Genomic DNA, 18,039 nt, shown 5'->3' with positions numbered 1-18,039 from the left:
TCACTCCTGCAGTCGTCGGTAGGAGCCGGTCCCATCGATGTGCGGTCGCTGCGCCGGCTCGTTCGAATCTACCCGCGCGCTCGGACATCGCTCGCCCGCGGGGGCTATGGACATCCGGCGGTCCGGCTGGTAGCCGCCCCTACCCACGCGGGCCCGCCGCCAACCACGGGCCCGCAATTCCGGCGCTTTCCGAGCCGGGTACCCACTCAGGCGGGTGAGCCGTCGTCGCCCAGGTTGCCGTCGATACCTCCGATGCCGCCGCCCGGACCCTCGTCGAGCCGGCGGTCGATCTCCGCGTCGAGGTCCGACTCGTCCTCCGACTCGGCGAGGACCGGGGACGCGTGGTGGGACCACAGCTTCCAGCCGTCACGGGTGCGCCGGAACACGTTCGTCGCGACGACACGCTGGCCGACGAGCGGGCCGAGCTCCTCGCCGCCCTCCGGCGCGGGGCCGCCGCTGAGGATGTTCTCGGTGCAGGTCACCAGGGCCGTGTCGGCGACCACGCTGATGTGCAGGTCGGTCAGGAAGAACTGGATGTACTCCGTGTTCGCCATGATCAGCGCGTAGCTGCGCAGGACCTCGCCGCGTCCGGTGAGCACCGGCCAGCCCGGGTGGACGCAGCTGATCGAGGTGTCCTCGGCGTCGTCGGGGTCGGCGTCCTCGGCGTAGGCGACGTCCTCGGGGGCCAGCCACAGCGAGGTCAGTTCCTCGAAGTCGCCGCGCTCCAGGGCCTCGTAGAACGCGCGGTTGGCGTCGTCGACGGCCTGGATGTCGGTGTGGGTCACAGGGCTCCCTCGACCGCGCGGGCGACGCGGACGGCGTCGGCGGTGGCCCGGACCTCGTGGACGCGGACGGCCCACGCGCCGGTGTGGGCGGCGATCGCGGAGACGGCGGCGGTGGCCGCGTCGCGCTCGCGGGCGGGCGGCGGGGCGCCCTGCCCGTCGGAGAGGACGTGGCCGAGGAACCGCTTGCGGGAGGCGGCGACCAGGACGGGGTGGCCGAGCGCGTGGAGGCGGTCGAGGTGGGCGAGGAGGGTCAGGTCGTGCCCGGCCTCCTTGGAGAAACCGAGGCCGGGGTCGACGACGATGCGGTCGGGCGCGATGCCCCCGGCTATGACGGCGTCGACACGCGCGCGGAGCTCGTCGACGACCTCCGAGACGACGTCCTCGTAGTGCCCGTGCACGGCATCGCCCGCGAGGAGGCCGCGCCAGTGCATGACGACGAAGGGGGCGCCCGCGGCGGCGACGACGGGGATCATCGCGGGGTCGGAGAGGCCGCCGCTCACGTCGTTGACCAGCGCGGCGCCCGCCGCCAGGGACTGCTCGGCGACCTTGGCGCGCATGGTGTCCACGGACACGGTGACACCCTCGGCGGCCAGGCCCCGCACGACGGGGATGACGCGCTTGAGCTCCTCGTCCTCGTCCACGCGCGTGGCGCCGGGACGGGTCGACTCGCCGCCGACGTCGACGAGGTCGGCGCCCTGGGCGACCAGGTCGAGGCCGTGCTTGACCGCGCGGGTGGTGTCGAACCAGCGCCCGCCGTCGGAGAAGGAGTCGGGCGTCACATTGACGACTCCCATGACCGCGCAGCGGTCCCATGCGGGGAGATTGGCTACGTGGCCCCGGCGGACCTGCGACGTGCTCATGCTTCCAGCGTAGGGCTGTGCGGGGGATGCCTCGCGTCGCAGGGGTGAATTCCGGGGCGCCGGGGGCGGGGGAGGGTGATGAAGCCCTCGGCCTGCATCGCGGCCCAGCCGATGCGGGGGAGGTCGCGGGGGGAGCCGTAGACCACGAAGCGGGGTTCCCAGCGGGGGCGGAACTTGGCGTTGAACTTGTAGAGCGACTCGATCTGGAACCAGCGGGACAGGAACACGAGCAGGCCGCGCCAGGCCCGCAGGACCGGACCCGCGCCGATCTTCTCGCCGCGGGCGAGGGCGGAGCGGAACATGGCGAAGTTGAGCGACACGCGCGCGATGCCGTGCCGCGGGGCGGCCTGGAGGGCGGTCACGATCAGCAGCTCGTTCATCCCCGGGTCGGCGGCGCGGTCGCGGCGCATCAGGTCGAGGGAGACGCCGTCGGGCCCCCAGGGGACGAAGTGCAGGACGGCCTTCAGGTCTCCGTGGGGCCCCTGCGGGCCGCTGTCGGCGTCCGGGGCCTTGTGGGCCGTGGCGATCAGACAGTCGCCGTCGGCGGCGTCACCGATGCGGCCGAGCGCCATGGAGAAGCCCCGCTCGGTGTCCGTGCCGCGCCAGGCGTCGGCGGCGCGGCGGATCCGGTCCAGCTCGGCGGGGGACAGGTCACGGACGCGCCGGACGCGGGTCTCGTAGCCGGCGCGCTCGATCCGCTTCACCATCTGGCGGACATTGCGCATCGGCCGCCCCGCGAGGGAGAAATCCGCGACGTCCACCACCGCCTCGTCCCCCAGCTCCAGCGCGTCGAGCCCCGTCTCGCGGGTCCACACCTCGCCGCCGGTCTCGGAGCAGCCCATGACGGCCGGGGTCCAGGAGTGGGCCCGCGCCTCGTCCATGAAGCGCTCGATGGCGCCGGGCCAGGCCTCCACGTCCCCGACGGGGTCGCCGCCGGCGAGCATCACCCCGGACACGACGCGGTAGCAGACGGCCGCCTTGCCGCTCGGGGAGAACACGACGGCTTTGTCGCGGCGCAGCGCGAAGTGGCCTAGCGAGTCCCGGGCGCCGTGCCGCTCCAGAAGGGCGCGCAGCCGGGCCTCGTCGTCCTCGGTGAGGCTGGCCGCCGGATGCTCGGGACGCAGCGCGAAGTAGATCGTGGTGAGCGCGGTGAGCATGCCGAGCGCGCCGAGGGAGAACGCGACCGTGGACGAGGTGCGGCCCGTGTAGTCCAGCGGTCCGTCGACGCCGAACAGCCCGTACAGGACGTGGGCCAGACGGTCCGCCAGACTCGGGTCGCCCGCGAGCTTGTCCGGGTGAGCGCTCACGATCGCGAGGCCGAGCAGCAGCGAACCGGCGCCCATCACCACCAGGTTCGCCAGCGCGCGCCAGCGGCTGCGCGGGTCGGGCAGCGCGTCGAACTCGCCGCGGTGCCGGACGAGGAGCCACAGCAGGGCGAGCGGGATGACGACCCCCGCGAGCGAGTGCCGGTACGCGAACTGGGCGCAGGCGCCGAGCGGCAGGAGCACCACGGTGGCCCGCCAGGCCCGCCGCTTGCGCCGCCGCAGCCCGTGCGCGAGCAGGAGCAGCAGGACGCCGCAGCTGAGCGCGAGGGCGGCCGCGTACGGGCCGAGGGTGCCCGGCAGGACCTGGGCGAGGGCGTGCATGCGGCTGTGCCGGAAACGCGGGAAGACGCCGGCCGCGACGTCGAGCAGCCCGACCAGGAGACCCGCCCGGGCGATCCAGGCCGGCACCGACTCCGGGCGGGGTCCGCGCACCGCGCCGCGCACCACGCGCCCCAGCCGTCCCGGAACGGTGCCCCGGTTCTGCGCATCTATCCTGACGAACATCGCATTTCCGTCGTTCTACGAGAAGCGTGAACGGACATCCATATCGGGCATCCGTGACGTGCGCCCTCTAGGACGGACGCATCGGGAAGCGGGTTCACTCCCACCCGGAAAAGAGCCGTAAAGGGTGAGGAAAGCAGGAGAAAAGCCGCTGCTCCGCACGGGGCGCCCCCATCACGTCGACGCGGAGGCGGAAGACAACCCATGGGTCTCACGAGTCACACGGTGCTCGCCCTCGCGGTGCTGCTCGCCGTGGTCCTCTTCCTCTGCACCGTGCTGCTCTGGCCCCGTCTGTCGCGCCGCTCCTGGCGGTCCGTCAGTGGCCGCGTGGCGCTGCTGCTCGCCACCCAGCTGCTGCTGTTCTGCGCGGTGGGCCTCGGCGTGAACCGGTCCTTCGGCTTCTACGCGTCCTGGGACGACCTGCTGGGCCGCGAGCAGACCGAGGGCGTCGTCACGGAGCAGGCGGGTCCGGGCGGCGCCGCCCGGACCGTGCACGCCGTCTCCGCCGGAGGCCTCACCGCACCGCCCGGCGCCCGGCCGGACAGCCTGGGCCGCATCGAGAAGATCGAGGTGGTGGGGCGCGACACCCGGATCGCGAGCCCCGCGTACGTGTATCTGCCGCCGGAGTACTTCCAGCAGAGCCACGCCGGACGCCACTTCCCTGCGGCGGTCGTCCTCACGGGCTATCCGGGCACCGCGGAGGCGCTCTACAAGGGGCTGCGCTATCCGCAGACCGCCTACCGGCTCGCCGCCGCGCACCAGATGCGGCCGATGATCCTCGTCATGCTCCGGCCGACCGTGGCGCCGCCGCGCGACACCGAGTGCGTGGACGTGCCGGGCGGCCCGCGCACCGAGACCTTCTTCGCACGCGACCTGCCGCGGGCCGTCGCCGCCCGCTACCGCACCGAGAAGGAGTGGGGGATCGTCGGCGACTCCACGGGCGGCTACTGCGCCCTGAAGCTGGCCATGCACCACCCCGACGTCTACAGGGCGGGCGCCGGGCTCTCCGCGTACTACAGGGCGGCGCTCGACCCGACGACGGGCGACCTGTTCCACGGCGACCAGGAGCTGCGGAACCGGGCGGACCTCCTGTGGTCCCTCGACCGGCTGCCGCCGCCCGACACCTCCCTCCTGGTGACGACCAGCAGGCAGGGCGAGTACAACTACCCGGACACCATGGCGTTCCTGGGCAAGGTGAAGCCGCCCGCGCGCGTGGCGTCGATCGTCCTCGACAGCGGCGGGCACAACTTCAACACCTGGCGCCGGGAGATCCCGGCGACCCTCCAGTGGCTGAGCGCCCGGCTCAGCGAATGATCTCCAGGTCCACGTCGGTCCGTGCGACGTCCTGGGCGTCGGCCGCGGTGGAGCGGCGCAGCGCCTCGTGCAGCCGGGCCGGGGTGAGGACGCCCAGGAAGCGGCCCTCGGAGCGCTCGTCGATCACGGCGATCCAGCCCGCGTCGTGCTGGAGCATCGTCGCGAACGCCTGCTTCAGGGAGGCGCCGACGGGCAGCCAGGCCTCCATGCGGCGCGCGTGGTCCCGTACGGTCTCGCCCTTCGCCGCCTCGCGCGCGTGCCCGGCGGAGATCCAGCCGTGCAGGTTGTCCTCGCCGTCCAGGACGACGGCCCAGCGGGCGTCGAGGTCGCGGGGCAGCGGGTCGTCGAGGTGGACGACGGGCGGCTGCTCCAGGTCGCTCTCCTCGATGGGCGTCACCGAGAGGCGCTTCAGGCCCCGGTCCGCGCCGACGAAGTCGGCCACGTAGGGCGTGGCGGGGGCGCCGAGCACCGCGGCCGGGGTGTCGAACTGCTCGATGCGGCCCTGCCCGTAGACGGCGATGCGGTCGCCGAGGCGGACCGCCTCCTCGATGTCGTGCGTGACGAACAGGACGGTCTTGCCGAGCGTGCGCTGCAGGCGCAGGAACTCGGTCTGGAGATGGTCGCGGACCACCGGGTCGACCGCGCCGAACGGCTCGTCCATCAGCAGCACCGGCGGGTCCGCCGCGAGCGCGCGGGCCACACCGACCCGCTGGCGCTGGCCGCCGGAGAGCTGCTCGGGGTAGCGCTCGCCGAACACCTTCGGGTCCAGGCCCACCAGATCGAGCAGTTCGGCGGCGCGGGCGCGGGCCTCGGCGCGCCGGACGCCGAGCAGGTGCGGGACCGTCGCCGTGTTGTCGAGGACCGTCTTGTGCGGGAAAAGGCCCACCTGCTGGATGACGTATCCGATACGCCGGCGCAGCTTCACCGGATCGATTTCGGATATGTCGTCGCCGTCGAGGAATATCCGGCCCGCGGACGGTTCGATGAGCCGGTTCACCATTTTCATCGTCGTGGTCTTGCCGCAGCCCGACGGGCCCACCAGCGTGACCAGTTCGCCCGCGTTCACCTCGAAGGACAGATCGTCGACGGCAGTTGTGCCGTCCGCGTACCGCTTGCTGACGTGCTCGAACCGGATCATGGGACCCCATTCTGCCGCCAAGGGACCGTAGTTGTGTGACGGCGGTGTTGCGGGGAGGGGGTGGGCATCGGCCGTTGTCAGTGCCGGCGGTTAGGGTCGTCCGCAGTTCGAAAAGTGTCGGCGGCGACCGTGCGGGGGCGCGGCCGGCGGCATACGTTCGGGGAAACGGGGGAGGCGGGCGGGGTGAGTGAGCAGAACTGCCTGGTGCGCAATGAGTGGGTGTGCGGCGAGTATCTGCGCACCCGCAGCCAGGAATTGGTCGACGCGACCGTGCAGCACGTGGGGATCACCGTCGCCTCGGTGGTGATCGGAGTCCTGATCTCCTTGCCGCTCGCGCTGCTCGCGCGCCGCAGGCGGGCTTTCGCGGCGCCGGTGCTCGGCCTGACGACCGTGCTGTATTCCATTCCCTCCCTCGCGATGTTCTCCCTGCTGCTGCCCCTTTTCGGGCTCTCTCCGGCTCTCGTGATCACCGGCCTCGTCCTGTATTCGCTGACGATTCTCGTGCGGAACATTCTGGCGGGGCTCCAGTCCGTCCCCGAAGAGGCCACCGAGGCGGCCCGCGGGATGGGGTACGGGCCGCTGCGCCTGCTGTGGGAGGTCGAACTGCCGCTGGCGCTGCCCGCGTTGCTGGCCGGGGTGCGGATCGCGACGGTGTCCACGGTGGCGCTCACGACGGTCGGCGCGATCGTCGACTACGGGGGCCTGGGCACGCTGATCCTCGGCGGCCTCGACAGCGACTTCAAGGCACAGGTGCTGACCGCGTCCGTGCTGTGCGTGGCCCTCGCGGTCCTCGCCGACCTGCTGCTGCTCGGCCTCCAGCGGCTGCTGACGCCGTGGACGCGGGCGACGCGGGGGCGGGGCCCGCGCCCGCGTCGCAGACGCGTGGCGGCGGCCTCACCCGCGCTCCCTGAGCCCGAGAAGGTGGCATGAACGCGATATCGGGCGCCTACGACTGGCTGTCCACGAGCGCCAACTGGCAGGGCGAGAAGGGCGTGTGGCACCGGCTCGCCGAGCATCTGTACTTCAGCGGCGTCGCGCTCGGCATCGCCTGTCTGATCGCGCTGCCGCTCGCCCTGTGGCTCGGGCACATCGGCCGGGGCGGCGCCCTCGCGGTCAACGTGTCGAACGTGGGACGCGCGGTGCCCACGCTGGCCGTCCTGGTGCTGCTCACGCTGACCCCGCTGGGCCGGCACGGAGACGTGCCGACGCTGATCGCGCTGGTCCTCTTCGCGGTGCCCCCGCTGCTGACGAACGCGTACGTGGGTGTGCGCGAGGTGGACCGTTCGGTGGTGGAGGCGGCGCGCGGCATGGGCATGAGCGGCGGTCAGGTCTTCGCCCGGGTCGAGCTGCCGCTGGCGTACCCGCTGGTGATGACCGGGCTGCGCTCGGCGGCGGTGCAGGTGATCGCCACGGCGACGCTGGCCGCGATGGCCGGCGAGGGCGGGCTCGGGCGGATCATCACCGCCGGGTTCAACCTCCAGGACACGCCGCAGGTGGTCGCGGGCGCGGTGCTCGTGGCGGCGCTCGCACTGGTCGTCGAGGGCGCGTTCGTGGCGGTGGGGCGGCTGTGCGACCCGATGCGGGGGCGGGCGTGAGCACTGTTCGCGCGGTGCGTCCCCGCGTCGATTCATCCGGTTTCGGCAAGGCATCGGCACAACGAGGAGAGTCATGAACAGCAGGACACGCAGGGCGGCTCTGGCGGCCGTGGCGGTGGGCGCGCTGACCGTGGGGCTGGCCGCGTGCGGCGGCGACAGCCTGGAGGGCAAGGACGACGCGGGCTCCGGCGGCGGCAAGGGCAAGGTCGTCGTGGGCGCCGCGAGTTTCACCGAGGCGAAGGTCCTCGGTGAGCTGTACCGGCAGATACTCGACGACGCCGGATACGACGCCTCGGTGAAGACCGTCGCGAACCGGGAGATCTACGAACCGCAGCTCGCCAAGGGCGCGATCGACGTGGTGCCCGAATACGCGGCGACGCTCGCCGAATTCCTCAACCTGAAGAAGAACGGCCCGAAGGCGGAGCCGGTCGCCTCCAGCGATGTCGACGCCACGGTGAAGGCGCTGCGGGGGCTCGCCGGGCCGGAGGGTCTGAAGGTTCTGGACGCGGGCGGGGCGGTCGACCAGAACGCGTTCGCGGTGAGCGAGAGCTTCGCGAAGAAGCACAAGCTCAAGACCCTTTCGGATCTCGGCGCTTCGGGCCAGAAGGTCAAGATCGCGGCGGGTGACGAATGCGAGCAGCGGCCGTTCTGCGCGCCGGGTCTGAAGAAGACGTACGGGATCGACGTGGCGGGTATCGACCCCAAGGGCGTCGGCACCACTCAGGCCAAGCAGGCGGTGAAGACCGGCACGGATCAGCTGGTCCTGACGACCACGACGGACGCGACGCTGGAGAACTTCGGGCTCGTTCTCCTGGAGGACGACAAGAAGCTCCAGAACGCGGACAACATCATTCCGGTTGTGAACGCGAAGGACGCGGGCGACAAGGCGATCGCCGACGCGCTCGGGAAGCTCACGAAGGCACTCACCACCGACGATCTGGTGGAGCTGAACCGGAAGGTCGACGCGGAGCGCCAGAAGGAGGCCGATGTGGCGAAGGAATATCTCGAGTCCAAGGGCCTCATCGGTAAATGATCTTGAGGGTGGGGCGGATGCGTGGGGACGGGCGCGGGAGGGCGGGTGACGCCAAGTGATCGGTCATGAGCGCAAGTTCGGCCATTTTCCCGAGGGGTCTGCCCGGATTTTGCCGGGCGGGGCTTCGCGATTCGCCTACGCGCGGTAAGTTTCTGGCCATGCCACGTGGACGTCACCGCCATTCCCCACCCCTGCACCGCATGTTGCCCCCTTCGGTGATCGCCGGTGTGCCGCTCGTCTGCGCGGGCGGCGCCTGGCTGTCCGGCGATCCGCTGGTCCTGCGCGGGATCACCGCCGTCGCCGCGGCCGCCGCCGTGGTCGGCTCCGTCGTGATGCGCCGCTGGGACCGGCTCGCCGGCAAGCAGGTCGCCGAGCTGAACCGGGGCGCGGCGAGCGAGCGCTGGCGGCACGAGGAGGCGGTGGCCGAGCTGGAGGGCGACCTGGAGGAGTCGCGCGAGCTGCGCACCCGCCTGGAGACCAAGCTCCGCTCCAAGCGCGCCGAACTGGCCGCGCTGCGCGGTGAGCACGCCGCGCTGCTGCGCCGGTACGCGAACGCGGAGACCGAGCGGGCCAGCGCCCTCGAAGGCCGGCGCCGGCTCGCGATAGAGAGCGCCGCCCCGGCCAGGGCGCTGCCGCCCGTGGGCGCGACGACGCCCGGCGGCGGCGTGACCCCCTCGCTCTACCTGAAGGCCAACGCGGCGCTCGACCGGATGGCCGCCGCGGGCGAGCCCGAGGTCGCGGAGGAGGCGGATTCCCGGGGGAAGTCCTCAGCGGCGTCCGGCCACTCCCTCGTGCCGGCCGTCGCGACCGTGATGCCTCCCGCGCCCGTGCGCAAGGCGCTGATCGGCGGCTTCGACTTCTTCGGCACGGGGCGCTCCGCGCAGGAGCAGGACCTCGCGGACGTCGTCGGTGAGGAGCTGGCCGCCGATGTCGCGGCGGAGCGGCTGACCGCCGAGCAGGCCCGGCAGGAGCGGCCGGCGCTCTCGGCCGCGCCCGGCGAGGCGGCCGGAACGGAGCACGAGGCCGCGGGCGACGTCGATGCGGATGCGGATGCGGATGCGGATGCCGTGGCCGGTCAGGAGGTCATCGACCTGACGGAGCACGACGAGACCGAGCAGATCGACGTGGGCGACCTCAGGACGGCCCTGCGCGCCTGATCCACCGGCCGCCCCGTCAGGGGCCGCTCGGTTTCGTCGCGGGGCGCGCCCCGGCGGGGGCTGGTCGCGCAGTTCCCCGCGCCCCTGGAAGGCTGCGGCTTCGCCGCGCCTTCCCCAGATGAAAGGCGCCCCGCACCTCGATCGGGGAAATGCGGCGCGCAGCGCCTGCATTTCAGGGGCGCGGGGCTGTGTCGACTTGCGGCTCCGCCGCGGGGCGCGACCAGCCACGACGAAACCGGTACCCGGCGGACGGCACAGCGAGGCACCCGCCCCGCCCCCACGCCCCGCGGTCAGCGCATCGTCATCCAGCGGTCCGGGCGCGCGTCGCGGCGACCCGTGCGGGAGCGGTCGGCCTGGGCGCGGAGGAGCTCCGCGGCCTCCTGCGCGTCGCGGAGCGGGGCGGTCACCGTATTGTTCGCGCCCGTGTCCAGGTGCAGGCTCGCGACGCGCCAGTACCGCTGCCAGGGCCCCTGGGTGAGCCGCACGCTCTGCACCTTGGCGTGCGGGACCAGGGCGAGACGCCGCCGGAGCAGCCCGTGCCGGGCCGCGAAGACCGTCTCCGTGACGGCCACCCCGTAGGAGCGCCACCACACGGGCACGCACCAGCGGCCGCGGCGCGGCGACGGGGCGAAGTCGGCCGGCTTGGGCACGGCCGCGCCCGGCAGGATCCGCGCGACGACGTCCTCGGCGTGCTCGCGCGGGGCGACCGGGACCAGGACCGAGTTCGACGAGCCCGCGACATGGAGCTCGACCCGGACCCAGCCGCGCCGCCGCCACAGCAGCGGCTCGACGAAGCGCACCGTCTGCACCCGGCCCGGCGGGACCGTCTCGTGGACCCGGTCGAGCAGCCCGTGGTCGATACGGAGCCCGTCCTCGGACTCGCCGACCGTCCAGTCGTACTCCTTGACGAAGCGCCCCGCGCTGTTGGTGAACGCGCCGCCGGCCAGCGGCACGGCGACCGCGACGACCGTCCACAGGTTGTGGGTGGCGATCCACAGGAAGGCGGGCACGACGGCCGCGGCGAGCAGCATCGCCCAGGGCGCGCCCGTCAGGAGGAGCGCCGTGGCGAGCATCCGCGGCGGTGTGTGCAGGATCTGCCGGGAGGGCGCCTCGCCCACCTCGTGCGCCGACTCCGGGGCGAACCCGGCGGCCCGCGCGAGGAGTTCGGCCCGCAGGGCGCGCGCTTCCTTCTCGCCCAGATAGGCGAGTTCGTCCTTCTTGTCGGCCCCGACGACGTCGAGTTTGAGTTTCGCGACGCCCGCGAAGCGCGCCAGCAGCGGCTGCGTGACGTCGACCGCCTGGAGCCGGTCGAGCCGGATGTGGGCGGTGCGGCGGAACAACAGGCCCGTACGGATGCGCAGTTCGGTGTCCGTCACCGAGAAGTGCGTGAACCACCAGGTAAGGAAGCCGTACAGGGCGGCGGCCGGCACGAGCACGCCCAGGCCGACGATCAGGGTCGTCGCGGTCAGCTGGGCCAGCCGGCGCTGCGCCTCGTCCATGTCGTGCACGGCCCAGCCGAGCAGCACGGCGATCGGCGCCCACGCCCTGCGCAGGGGCGTGACGGGGTGCAGACGCCGTTCTGCGGCGCCCGCGGCGGTCTCGGGGTCCCGGAGGTCGTCCGGGGCGTGCGGGGCCGTCACAGGCCCGCCGATCGGGCCTCGCCGAGCTCGGTGAGGCGGTCGCGCAGCCGCTCGGCCTCGGCCGGCGCGAGGCCGGGGATCGTCGCGTCGGTGGCGGCGGCCGCGGTGTGCAGCTGGAGACTGGCGAGCCCGAACCGGCGCTCCAGCGGGCCCGAGGTCACCTCGACCAGCTGCATGCGCCCGTACGGGACGATCGTCTCCTCGCGCCACAGGACCCCGCGCGTGATCAGCAGGTCGTCGGCCCGCTCGGCGTACCGCCACGACCGCCAGTTGCGCCCCAGCATCGGCCAGCCCCAGGCCAGCAGCGCCAGCGGGAGCACGGCGAACGCCGCCCACGGCGGGCCCGCGAACACGCCGAGCAGCACTCCGGCCGCCACGGCGGCCGGCACCAGCCACAGCACCAGGAGCAGCCGGCGCAGCTTCAGCAGGCCCCGGGGCAGGCCCGTCCATACCGGGTCGGTCCCGTCGGACGTGTCCGGAGTGTCCACGGCGCCGGTGATGCCCCTCGCCCCTGTATCCATGAGCCCACCCTACGTAGGAGAGACTGTCGGCATGACGCCCACGACTCAGGCCACGGTCGGCATCGGCGGTGCCGCGGAGAGCACCGACATGGTGCTCAACATCGGTCCGCAGCACCCCTCCACCCACGGTGTGCTGCGCCTGCGTCTCGTGCTCGACGGCGAGCGCATCCAGCACGCGGAGCCGGTGATCGGCTACATGCACCGCGGTGCGGAGAAGCTGTTCGAGGCGCGCGACTACCGGCAGATCGTGATGCTCGCCAACCGCCACGACTGGCTGTCCGCCTTCTCGAACGAGCTGGGCGTCGTGCTCGCCGTCGAGCGGATGCTCGGCATGGAGGTCCCCGAGCGCGCGGTCTGGCTGCGGACCCTGCTGGCCGAGCTGAACCGTGTGCTGAACCATCTGATGTTTCTGGGTTCGTACCCGCTCGAACTGGGCGGAATCACTCCGGTCTTCTACGCCTTCCGTGAGCGCGAGGAACTCCAGAACGTGATGGAGGAGGTCTCCGGCGGACGCATGCACTACATGTTCAACCGCGTCGGCGGCCTCAAGGAGGACCTGCCCCAGGGGTGGACCACGCGCGCGCGGGCGGCCGTCGCGGACGTGCGCTCCCGGATGGACGTCTACGACAACCTGGTGCTCGGCAACGAGATCTTCCGCGGCCGCACGCGCGGCGTCGGCGTGCTGACCCCGGAGACGGCGCACGCCTACGGGGTGAGCGGCCCGATCGCCCGCGCCTCCGGCGTCGACTTCGACCTCAGGCGCGACGAGCCGTACCTCGCCTACGGGGAGCTGCAGGACACCCTGAAGGTCGTCACGCGGCAGGAGGGCGACTGCCTGGCCCGCTTCGAGTGCCTCCTGGAGCAGACGCACAACGCGCTGGACCTCGCCGACGCCGCCCTGGACCGGCTCGCCGAGCTGCCTCCGGGCCCCGTCAACCAGCGGCTGCCCAAGGTGCTCAAGGCGCCCGAGGGCCACACGTACGCGTGGACGGAGAACCCGCTCGGGATCAACGGCTACTACCTCGTCTCCAAGGGCGAGAAGACGCCGTACCGCCTGAAGTTGCGCTCCGCGTCCTACAACAACATCCAGGCGCTCACCGAACTGCTGCCGGGCACGCTCGTCGCCGACATGGTGGCGATCCTCGGCTCACTGTTCTTCGTCGTCGGCGACATCGACAAGTAGGGCCCCGAGCGGGTCCCCGCCCGGCAGCCCGACCGGTTCGAGCAGCCAGCCGAAGTCGCCGAGCCCGCCGCGCGCGGTCAGCTCCGCCGCCTCGCCCGCCCGCGCGAGCGCCCGTACGTAGGCGGCCGGGTCCTGGGAGGCGAGGGCGAGCGGCGGGCGCCCCGCGCGTACGCCGAGCCCTCGCAGGGCGGCCCGCTGCGGCACGATCCGGGCCCCGGGCGTCACGGCGCAGGCGTCGAGCGCCACGTGCGCGGTGATGTCGCAGGAGCCGTCCGGCACGGGCGCCGTCTCGCGGCCCTGCCGGAAGCCCGTGAGCGTGCCGAAGGGCGGCCGCGCCTCGCGCGCGTGGGCGTAGTCCGCCGCGACCGCCAGACCCCGCTCCAGGCAGCCCACGGCCGCCGCCCACGCCGTGTCGCGCGGCAGTCCCACCTCGGCCCGCAGGCCCGGCTCGGCGGGCAGCGGCCACCAGGCGTCCAGCCAGCGCCGCGACGGTTCGTCCAGGGGCCCGGCCGCCAGGGTCTCGGCGCCGTCCGCGTCGACGAGGACCAGCCGGGCGGCGCCGTCCTCGTCGGTCTCGACGACGTCGACCGGCACGTTGTCGAGCCACTCGTTCGCGAAGAGCAGGCCCGTGACGCCCTCCGGGGGCGCCGCGCGCCACTCGATCCGGTGATCGAGATCCGCGGGCCGCTCCGCCTTCTCGACCGCGCAGGCACGCACGCGTGCGGCCACACCGGCGGGCAGCACCTGGAGGACGCGCGTGACGAGCTCGCCGCGGCCGGCCGCCATGTCGACGAAGGCCAGCTCCGGCGGGGAGCCCAGCGCGGCGTCCACCCGGCACAGCAGCGCGGCGACGGCGTCCGCGAACAGCGCCGACGCGTGCACCGACGTACGGAAGTGCCCGGCGGGTCCCTCCGGCCCCCGGTAGAAGCCCTCCGGCCCGTACAGGGCCTCCTCGGCGGCCTCGCGCCAGCCGCGCCCCTCGTCCTGTCGTACGTGATCCACCGGTGCAGGCTATGCGCAGGGGGCGCACGCGCCTCCACCTTGGGGAGTACGCGCGCCGGGCGCGGATCGGTCCTCCGGTTGACCCCCGCACACCCGGCGCTTGCCTACGCTGGGTGACGTGCAGCGCCTCTACGCCTTTCTCCGCAGACACCCGACGTGGGTCGACAGCTTCTGGGCCGTCGTCCTCCTCGGCCTGTCCGTGGTGAGTCTGAGTCCCGTCAACGGGGCGCCCGTGCACGACACCAACGTGGTCGCGGCCGTGGTGCTCTCCGTCGTCCTGTGCGTCGTCGTGGCGCTGCGGCGGCGGATGCCCGAGTTGATGCTCGTGCTCGCCGCGGTGTCGGGCCTGGCCCAGATGGTCTTCGACGGCCGGGCCGTCGTGGCCGACTTCGCCCTGCTCGTGATCATCTACACGGTCGCGGCGAACGGCGCGAAGTGGGCCTCCCGCTTCGGCCTGATCGGCGGCCTGTGCGCGGCGCCGCTCGCCGAGCTGCGCTGGCCCACCGAGCACTCCAGCGGCCTCGGCCACCTGGCCATCACGATCTTCCAGATGGTGCCGTTCGCCCTCGCCTGGGTCCTCGGCGACTCGCTCAGCACCCGGCGTGCCTACCTGGCGCAGCTGGAGGAGCGGGCCAACCGCCTGGAGAAGGAGCGCGAGGCGCAGGCCAAGGTCGCGGTCGCGGCCGAACGGGCGCGCATCGCCCGCGAGTTGCACGACGTCGTCGCGCACAACGTGTCGGTGATGGTCGTGCAGGCCGACGGCGCCGCCTACGTCATGGACGCCGCGCCCGACCAGGCCAAGAAGGCCCTGGAAACCATCTCCGGCACCGGCCGGCAGGCCCTCGCCGAGATGCGCCGGCTGCTCGGCGTGCTGCGCACCGGCGAGCCCGAGGAGGGCGGCGAGTACGTGCCGCAGCCGGACGTGCAGCAGATCGAGGACCTCGTCGAGCAGGTGCGCACGGCGGGCCTGCCCGTCGACTTCAAGGTCGAGGGCACCGCCCGCCCGCTGCCCAGCGGCGTCGAGCTGACCGCCTACCGCATCGTCCAGGAGGCGCTCACCAACACCCGCAAGCACGGCGGCTCCGACGTCGGCGCCAGCGTCCGGCTCGTCTACTTCGACGACGGGCTCGGACTGCTCGTCGAGGACGACGGCAAGGGCGCCCCGCACGAGCTCTACGAGGACGGCGGCGCCGACGGCCGCGGCCACGGCCTCATCGGGATGCGCGAGCGCGTCGGTATGGTCGGCGGCACGCTGGACGCGGGCCCGCGCCCCGGCGGTGGCTTCCGCATCAGCGCCCTGCTGCCTCTCAAGCCCGCTCATTGACACGTACCAGCGCCACCGGACCCGTACCGGCGCACGCACCGCTCCACCCCGCCCACCAGATGTGAGGACCCGCCCGATGTCGATCAAGGTGATGCTCGTCGACGACCAGGTGCTGCTGCGCACCGGTTTCCGGATGGTGCTCGCGGCCCAGCCGGACATGGAGGTCGTCGCCGAGGCGGGCGACGGCGTCGAGGCCCTCGAGGTGCTGCGCTTCACGTCCGTGGACGTGGTCCTCATGGACGTGCGCATGCCGAAGCTCGACGGCGTCGAGACGACCCGGCGGATCTGCTCGGAGCCGAACCCGCCGAAGGTGCTGATCCTGACCACCTTCGACCTGGACGAGTACGCGTTCTCCGGCCTCAAGGCGGGCGCCTCCGGCTTCATGCTCAAGGACGTGCCGCCCGGCGAGCTGCTCACCGCGATCCGCTCCGTGCACAGCGGCGACGCGGTCGTCGCCCCGTCCACCACCCGGCGGCTGCTCGACCGGTTCGCCCCGATGCTGCCCAGCAGCACCAAGGAACCCCAGCACCAGCAGCTGGCGCGGCTCACCGAGCGCGAGCGCGAGGTCATGATCCTCGTCGCGCAGGGCCTGTCGAACGGCGAGATCGCGGCCCGCCTCGTGCTGTCCGAGGCCACCGTGAAGACCCACGTCGGCCGCATCCTGACCAAGCTCGACCTCCGCGACCGCGTCCAGGTCGTCGTCCTCGCCTACGAGACCGGACTGGTACGCGCGGGCGGCGGACAGGGCTGACCGTCAGGCTCTAGGGTCTGCGCATGCTGCTCTGGATCAACGGCCCTTTCGGTGGCGGGAAGACACAGACCGCGTACGAGCTGCGGCGCCGGCTGCCCGGCAGCGTCGTCTGCGACCCGGAACACATCGGCTTCGGGCTGCACCGCACGCTGCCGCCCGGACTCCGCGAGGACTTCCGGGACCTGGCGGCGTGGCGGGCCGGCGTCCTGGAGACGCTCGACCTCGCGCTCACCCGGCACGACGGGCACGTCGTCGTCCCCATGACGCTCACCGACCCCGCGCACCACGCGGAGATCCTCGGCGAGCTGCGCGAACGGGGCCACGACGTACGGCACTTCACGCTCCTCGCCTCCCGCGAGACCGTCCTGCGGCGCCTGCGCGAGCGCGGACTCGGGCACGTCCTGCGCTTCGTCGTCGGCAAGGAAGGCGTGCTGAAGCGGGAGAGCTGGGCCGTGGGGCAGCTCGACCACTGTCTGGAGCGGCTGCGCGAGCCCGAGTTCGCCGAGCACCTGTGGACCGACGAGTCCACCGTCGCCAAGACCGCCGACCGCGTCGCCGTGCTGTCCGGCCTGACGCTGACACCGAACAAGGACGGTGCCCTGCGGGGGCGTGCCCGCCGCGCCCTGGTCGGCGTCCGGCACATCCGCTTCGACTGAGCTCAGCGCAGCACGCCCTCGATGAAGTCGGCGCCGAGCCGGGACACCAGGCCCAGGTCCAGCTGGTGCTGCACGTACCGGCCGTGCCGCCGCGTGGTGACCAGACCGGCCTTCTTCAGGACCGACAGATGCCGGGAGATCTCCGGCGCCGTCATCCCGTACGCGTCGGCCAGCTCGCCCGTCGTGTACGAGCCCCGGGCCAGGTGCCGGCACAGCCGCATCCGGACCGGGTGCGCGAGCGCCGACATGCGCAGGGTCAGCTCCGCCACGGAAGGCGGCGCGGCAGGTCCGGGCGCCGCGCTCGGGTACAGGATCGTCGGCTGCCAGCCGTGCCGGTGCACGACGAACAGATGCGGCCAGCCCAGGCTCGTCGGCACCAGGAGCAGGCCCCCGTCCCCGGTCGAGGTCTGGCCCTCGGACAGCTTGTCGACGACCACGGCGCCGCCCGCCTCGTCCATCGCGACCGCGCCCGAGACCGAACCGAGCGCCTCCCGCAGCCCCTTGTGCCGCAGCAGCTGCGTCTTGTGCCGGGCGTCGGCCGCCAGCGGGTGCCGCACCCGCGCCCACATGTCGGCGAAGAACGCCTCGTCGCAGTCCTGCAGCAGCTCGCGGAACCAGGCCCGGATCGCCGGGGGATCGTCGAGCAGACGCCGGGTGAAGCGCACCTGGTGCGCGCCGCGCGCCGCCGCGAGGTCCAGCGCCCGCTCCCGCGCGGCCCGGTCCGAGAGGTGGTCCGCGCCGCGCGTCGCGTAGTTCGTCTGGCACGTGAACTCCAGAGCGGCGTCCACGAACTCCTCGTCCGACAGCTTGTCCAGCAGGTCGAGCTCCTCGGCGAGCGTCGCCCCGGGCAGGGTGCGCCGGCCCGGCGCCCCGGAGTACGGCACGAACACGTCCGAGTACGTCGACCGCCACAGGAAGTCCGCCTCGCACAGGCGGTCCGCCAGGCACGGGTCGAGACAGGCGGACACGCTCGTCGTCCACCCCTGCAGCCCCGGGTGGTGCGCGGGCTCCGACAGCGCGTGCAGCGCCATGCCCAGCTCGGCCAGGGGCGAGGGCACGACATGGATCCGCTCCACGGGCAGCCCCGTGACGTCGATGCTCACGCTCATGACCCCATGGTGCACGCCGCCTGTGACAGTCCGGCCGGGGGGGGTGTGGGGGGGGGGCGCGCGCGGGGGGGGGGGGGGGGGGGGGGCGGGGGCGGGGGGCGGGGGGCCGCCCGCCGCGCGCGGCCCCCCCCGGCGGGGGGGCCCC

Annotated in this window: 17 protein-coding genes; 9 read left to right on the top strand and 8 right to left on the bottom strand. The window is 73.1% G+C overall.

The window, feature by feature from the left end:
- Positions 1-206: 206 nt before the first annotated feature.
- Genes ACFW9D_RS25510 through ACFW9D_RS25500 form a run of 3 tightly spaced genes read right to left on the bottom strand, consistent with a single transcriptional unit; the run spans position 207 to position 3,474 of the window.
- The gene (locus tag ACFW9D_RS25510; protein WP_188338270.1) at positions 207-785 is read right to left on the bottom strand and encodes a nuclear transport factor 2 family protein; all 579 of its coding nucleotides are present in this window, start codon (positions 783-785) and stop codon (positions 207-209) included.
- Complete coding sequence (gene folP, locus ACFW9D_RS25505) at positions 782-1,645, bottom strand: dihydropteroate synthase (protein ID WP_188338271.1); 864 nt, start codon at positions 1,643-1,645, stop codon at positions 782-784. Before folP ends, ACFW9D_RS25510 begins: the two co-directional genes overlap by 4 nt.
- Positions 1,642-3,474 carry a phosphatidylglycerol lysyltransferase domain-containing protein gene (locus tag ACFW9D_RS25500; RefSeq protein ID WP_384625221.1) on the bottom strand — a complete coding sequence of 611 codons (1,833 nt, stop codon included), beginning with the start codon at positions 3,472-3,474 and terminating at the stop codon, positions 1,642-1,644. Before ACFW9D_RS25500 ends, folP begins: the two co-directional genes overlap by 4 nt.
- 201 nt (positions 3,475-3,675) lie before the next feature.
- On the opposite strand from ACFW9D_RS25500, the gene ACFW9D_RS25495 reads away from it, so the two are divergent.
- Positions 3,676-4,785: an alpha/beta hydrolase gene (locus ACFW9D_RS25495; RefSeq protein WP_384625218.1), complete on the top strand. Its 1,110-nt coding sequence runs from the start codon at positions 3,676-3,678 to the stop codon at positions 4,783-4,785.
- Here the strand turns inward: ACFW9D_RS25495 and ACFW9D_RS25490 are convergent.
- Complete coding sequence (locus ACFW9D_RS25490; protein WP_188338274.1) at positions 4,775-5,923, bottom strand: ABC transporter ATP-binding protein; 1,149 nt, start codon at positions 5,921-5,923, stop codon at positions 4,775-4,777. The genes ACFW9D_RS25495 and ACFW9D_RS25490 overlap by 11 nt on opposite strands.
- Before the next feature lie 183 nt (positions 5,924-6,106).
- Between ACFW9D_RS25490 and ACFW9D_RS25485 the strand changes: the two genes are divergently transcribed.
- The 4 genes from ACFW9D_RS25485 to ACFW9D_RS25470 all read left to right on the top strand — a co-directional run bounded on the left by ACFW9D_RS25485 (position 6,107) and on the right by ACFW9D_RS25470 (position 9,708).
- On the top strand, positions 6,107-6,853 hold the full coding sequence (locus ACFW9D_RS25485) for an ABC transporter permease (RefSeq protein WP_384625214.1): 747 nt from the start codon (positions 6,107-6,109) through the stop codon (positions 6,851-6,853).
- Positions 6,850-7,518, top strand: coding sequence for an ABC transporter permease (locus tag ACFW9D_RS25480; RefSeq protein ID WP_384625211.1), 669 nt, complete (start codon positions 6,850-6,852; stop codon positions 7,516-7,518). The genes ACFW9D_RS25485 and ACFW9D_RS25480 overlap by 4 nt, the downstream gene beginning before the upstream one ends.
- Positions 7,519-7,591: 73 nt before the next feature.
- Positions 7,592-8,551 (top strand): ABC transporter substrate-binding protein, encoded by a 960-nt coding sequence (locus ACFW9D_RS25475; protein WP_188338277.1) that lies wholly within the window; start codon positions 7,592-7,594, stop codon positions 8,549-8,551.
- Between the two features lie 158 nt (positions 8,552-8,709).
- Complete coding sequence (locus ACFW9D_RS25470) at positions 8,710-9,708, top strand: hypothetical protein (RefSeq protein ID WP_384625209.1); 999 nt, start codon at positions 8,710-8,712, stop codon at positions 9,706-9,708.
- A 290-nt stretch (positions 9,709-9,998) separates the two neighbouring features.
- Here ACFW9D_RS25470 and ACFW9D_RS25465 read toward each other — a convergent pair whose 3' ends face one another.
- On the bottom strand, positions 9,999-11,348 hold the full coding sequence (locus ACFW9D_RS25465; protein ID WP_384625207.1) for a PH domain-containing protein: 1,350 nt from the start codon (positions 11,346-11,348) through the stop codon (positions 9,999-10,001).
- Entirely contained in the window at positions 11,345-11,869 is a 525-nt protein-coding gene (locus ACFW9D_RS25460) for a PH domain-containing protein (protein WP_384625204.1), read from the bottom strand. Before ACFW9D_RS25460 ends, ACFW9D_RS25465 begins: the two co-directional genes overlap by 4 nt.
- Positions 11,870-11,900: 31 nt before the next feature.
- Here ACFW9D_RS25460 and ACFW9D_RS25455 point away from each other — a divergent pair, with 31 nt between their 5' ends.
- Positions 11,901-13,052 carry an NADH-quinone oxidoreductase subunit D gene (locus ACFW9D_RS25455; RefSeq protein ID WP_223206085.1) on the top strand — a complete coding sequence of 384 codons (1,152 nt, stop codon included), beginning with the start codon at positions 11,901-11,903 and terminating at the stop codon, positions 13,050-13,052.
- Here the strand turns inward: ACFW9D_RS25455 and ACFW9D_RS25450 are convergent.
- Positions 13,017-14,054, bottom strand: coding sequence for an SAM-dependent methyltransferase (locus ACFW9D_RS25450; RefSeq protein ID WP_384625202.1), 1,038 nt, complete (start codon positions 14,052-14,054; stop codon positions 13,017-13,019). The two genes, ACFW9D_RS25455 and ACFW9D_RS25450, sit on opposite strands and share 36 nt — an antisense overlap.
- Before the next feature lie 118 nt (positions 14,055-14,172).
- Here ACFW9D_RS25450 and ACFW9D_RS25445 point away from each other — a divergent pair, with 118 nt between their 5' ends.
- The 3 genes from ACFW9D_RS25445 (at position 14,173) to ACFW9D_RS25435 (ending at position 16,785) form a co-directional block, all read left to right on the top strand.
- The gene (locus tag ACFW9D_RS25445; protein ID WP_384625199.1) at positions 14,173-15,378 is read left to right on the top strand and encodes a sensor histidine kinase; all 1,206 of its coding nucleotides are present in this window, start codon (positions 14,173-14,175) and stop codon (positions 15,376-15,378) included.
- A gap of 76 nt (positions 15,379-15,454) precedes the next feature.
- Positions 15,455-16,129, top strand: coding sequence for a response regulator (locus ACFW9D_RS25440; RefSeq protein WP_384625196.1), 675 nt, complete (start codon positions 15,455-15,457; stop codon positions 16,127-16,129).
- A 23-nt stretch (positions 16,130-16,152) separates the two neighbouring features.
- On the top strand, positions 16,153-16,785 hold the full coding sequence (locus ACFW9D_RS25435) for an AAA family ATPase (RefSeq protein ID WP_384625194.1): 633 nt from the start codon (positions 16,153-16,155) through the stop codon (positions 16,783-16,785).
- Positions 16,786-16,787: 2 nt separating this feature from the next.
- On the opposite strand, the gene ACFW9D_RS25430 is transcribed toward ACFW9D_RS25435, so the two are convergent.
- A complete protein-coding gene (locus tag ACFW9D_RS25430) occupies positions 16,788-17,894 on the bottom strand; it encodes a DUF5937 family protein (protein ID WP_384625191.1) in 1,107 nt (368 codons plus the stop codon).
- Between the last annotated feature and the right edge of the window lie 145 nt (positions 17,895-18,039).

The sequence above is a fragment of the Streptomyces sp. NPDC059524 genome, assembly GCF_042749255.1.
In the GTDB taxonomy this organism is placed as follows: domain Bacteria; phylum Actinomycetota; class Actinomycetes; order Streptomycetales; family Streptomycetaceae; genus Streptomyces; species Streptomyces xanthii.
Note: the sequence above shows the minus strand (reverse complement) of the source record. Positions and strands in the feature narration are given on the sequence as shown.

Coding starts and splice junctions, on each gene's coding strand:
- ACFW9D_RS25455 (WP_223206085.1), top strand. CDS start 11,901: ATGACGCCCACGACTCAGGCCACGGTCGGCATCGGCGGTGCCGCGGAG.
- ACFW9D_RS25495 (WP_384625218.1), top strand. CDS start 3,676: ATGGGTCTCACGAGTCACACGGTGCTCGCCCTCGCGGTGCTGCTCGCC.
- ACFW9D_RS25490 (WP_188338274.1), bottom strand. CDS start 5,923: ATGATCCGGTTCGAGCACGTCAGCAAGCGGTACGCGGACGGCACAACT.
- ACFW9D_RS25460 (WP_384625204.1), bottom strand. CDS start 11,869: ATGGATACAGGGGCGAGGGGCATCACCGGCGCCGTGGACACTCCGGAC.
- ACFW9D_RS25430 (WP_384625191.1), bottom strand. CDS start 17,894: ATGAGCGTGAGCATCGACGTCACGGGGCTGCCCGTGGAGCGGATCCAT.
- ACFW9D_RS25500 (WP_384625221.1), bottom strand. CDS start 3,474: ATGTTCGTCAGGATAGATGCGCAGAACCGGGGCACCGTTCCGGGACGG.
- ACFW9D_RS25440 (WP_384625196.1), top strand. CDS start 15,455: ATGTCGATCAAGGTGATGCTCGTCGACGACCAGGTGCTGCTGCGCACC.
- ACFW9D_RS25435 (WP_384625194.1), top strand. CDS start 16,153: ATGCTGCTCTGGATCAACGGCCCTTTCGGTGGCGGGAAGACACAGACC.
- ACFW9D_RS25470 (WP_384625209.1), top strand. CDS start 8,710: ATGCCACGTGGACGTCACCGCCATTCCCCACCCCTGCACCGCATGTTG.
- folP (WP_188338271.1), bottom strand. CDS start 1,645: ATGAGCACGTCGCAGGTCCGCCGGGGCCACGTAGCCAATCTCCCCGCA.
- ACFW9D_RS25480 (WP_384625211.1), top strand. CDS start 6,850: ATGAACGCGATATCGGGCGCCTACGACTGGCTGTCCACGAGCGCCAAC.
- ACFW9D_RS25475 (WP_188338277.1), top strand. CDS start 7,592: ATGAACAGCAGGACACGCAGGGCGGCTCTGGCGGCCGTGGCGGTGGGC.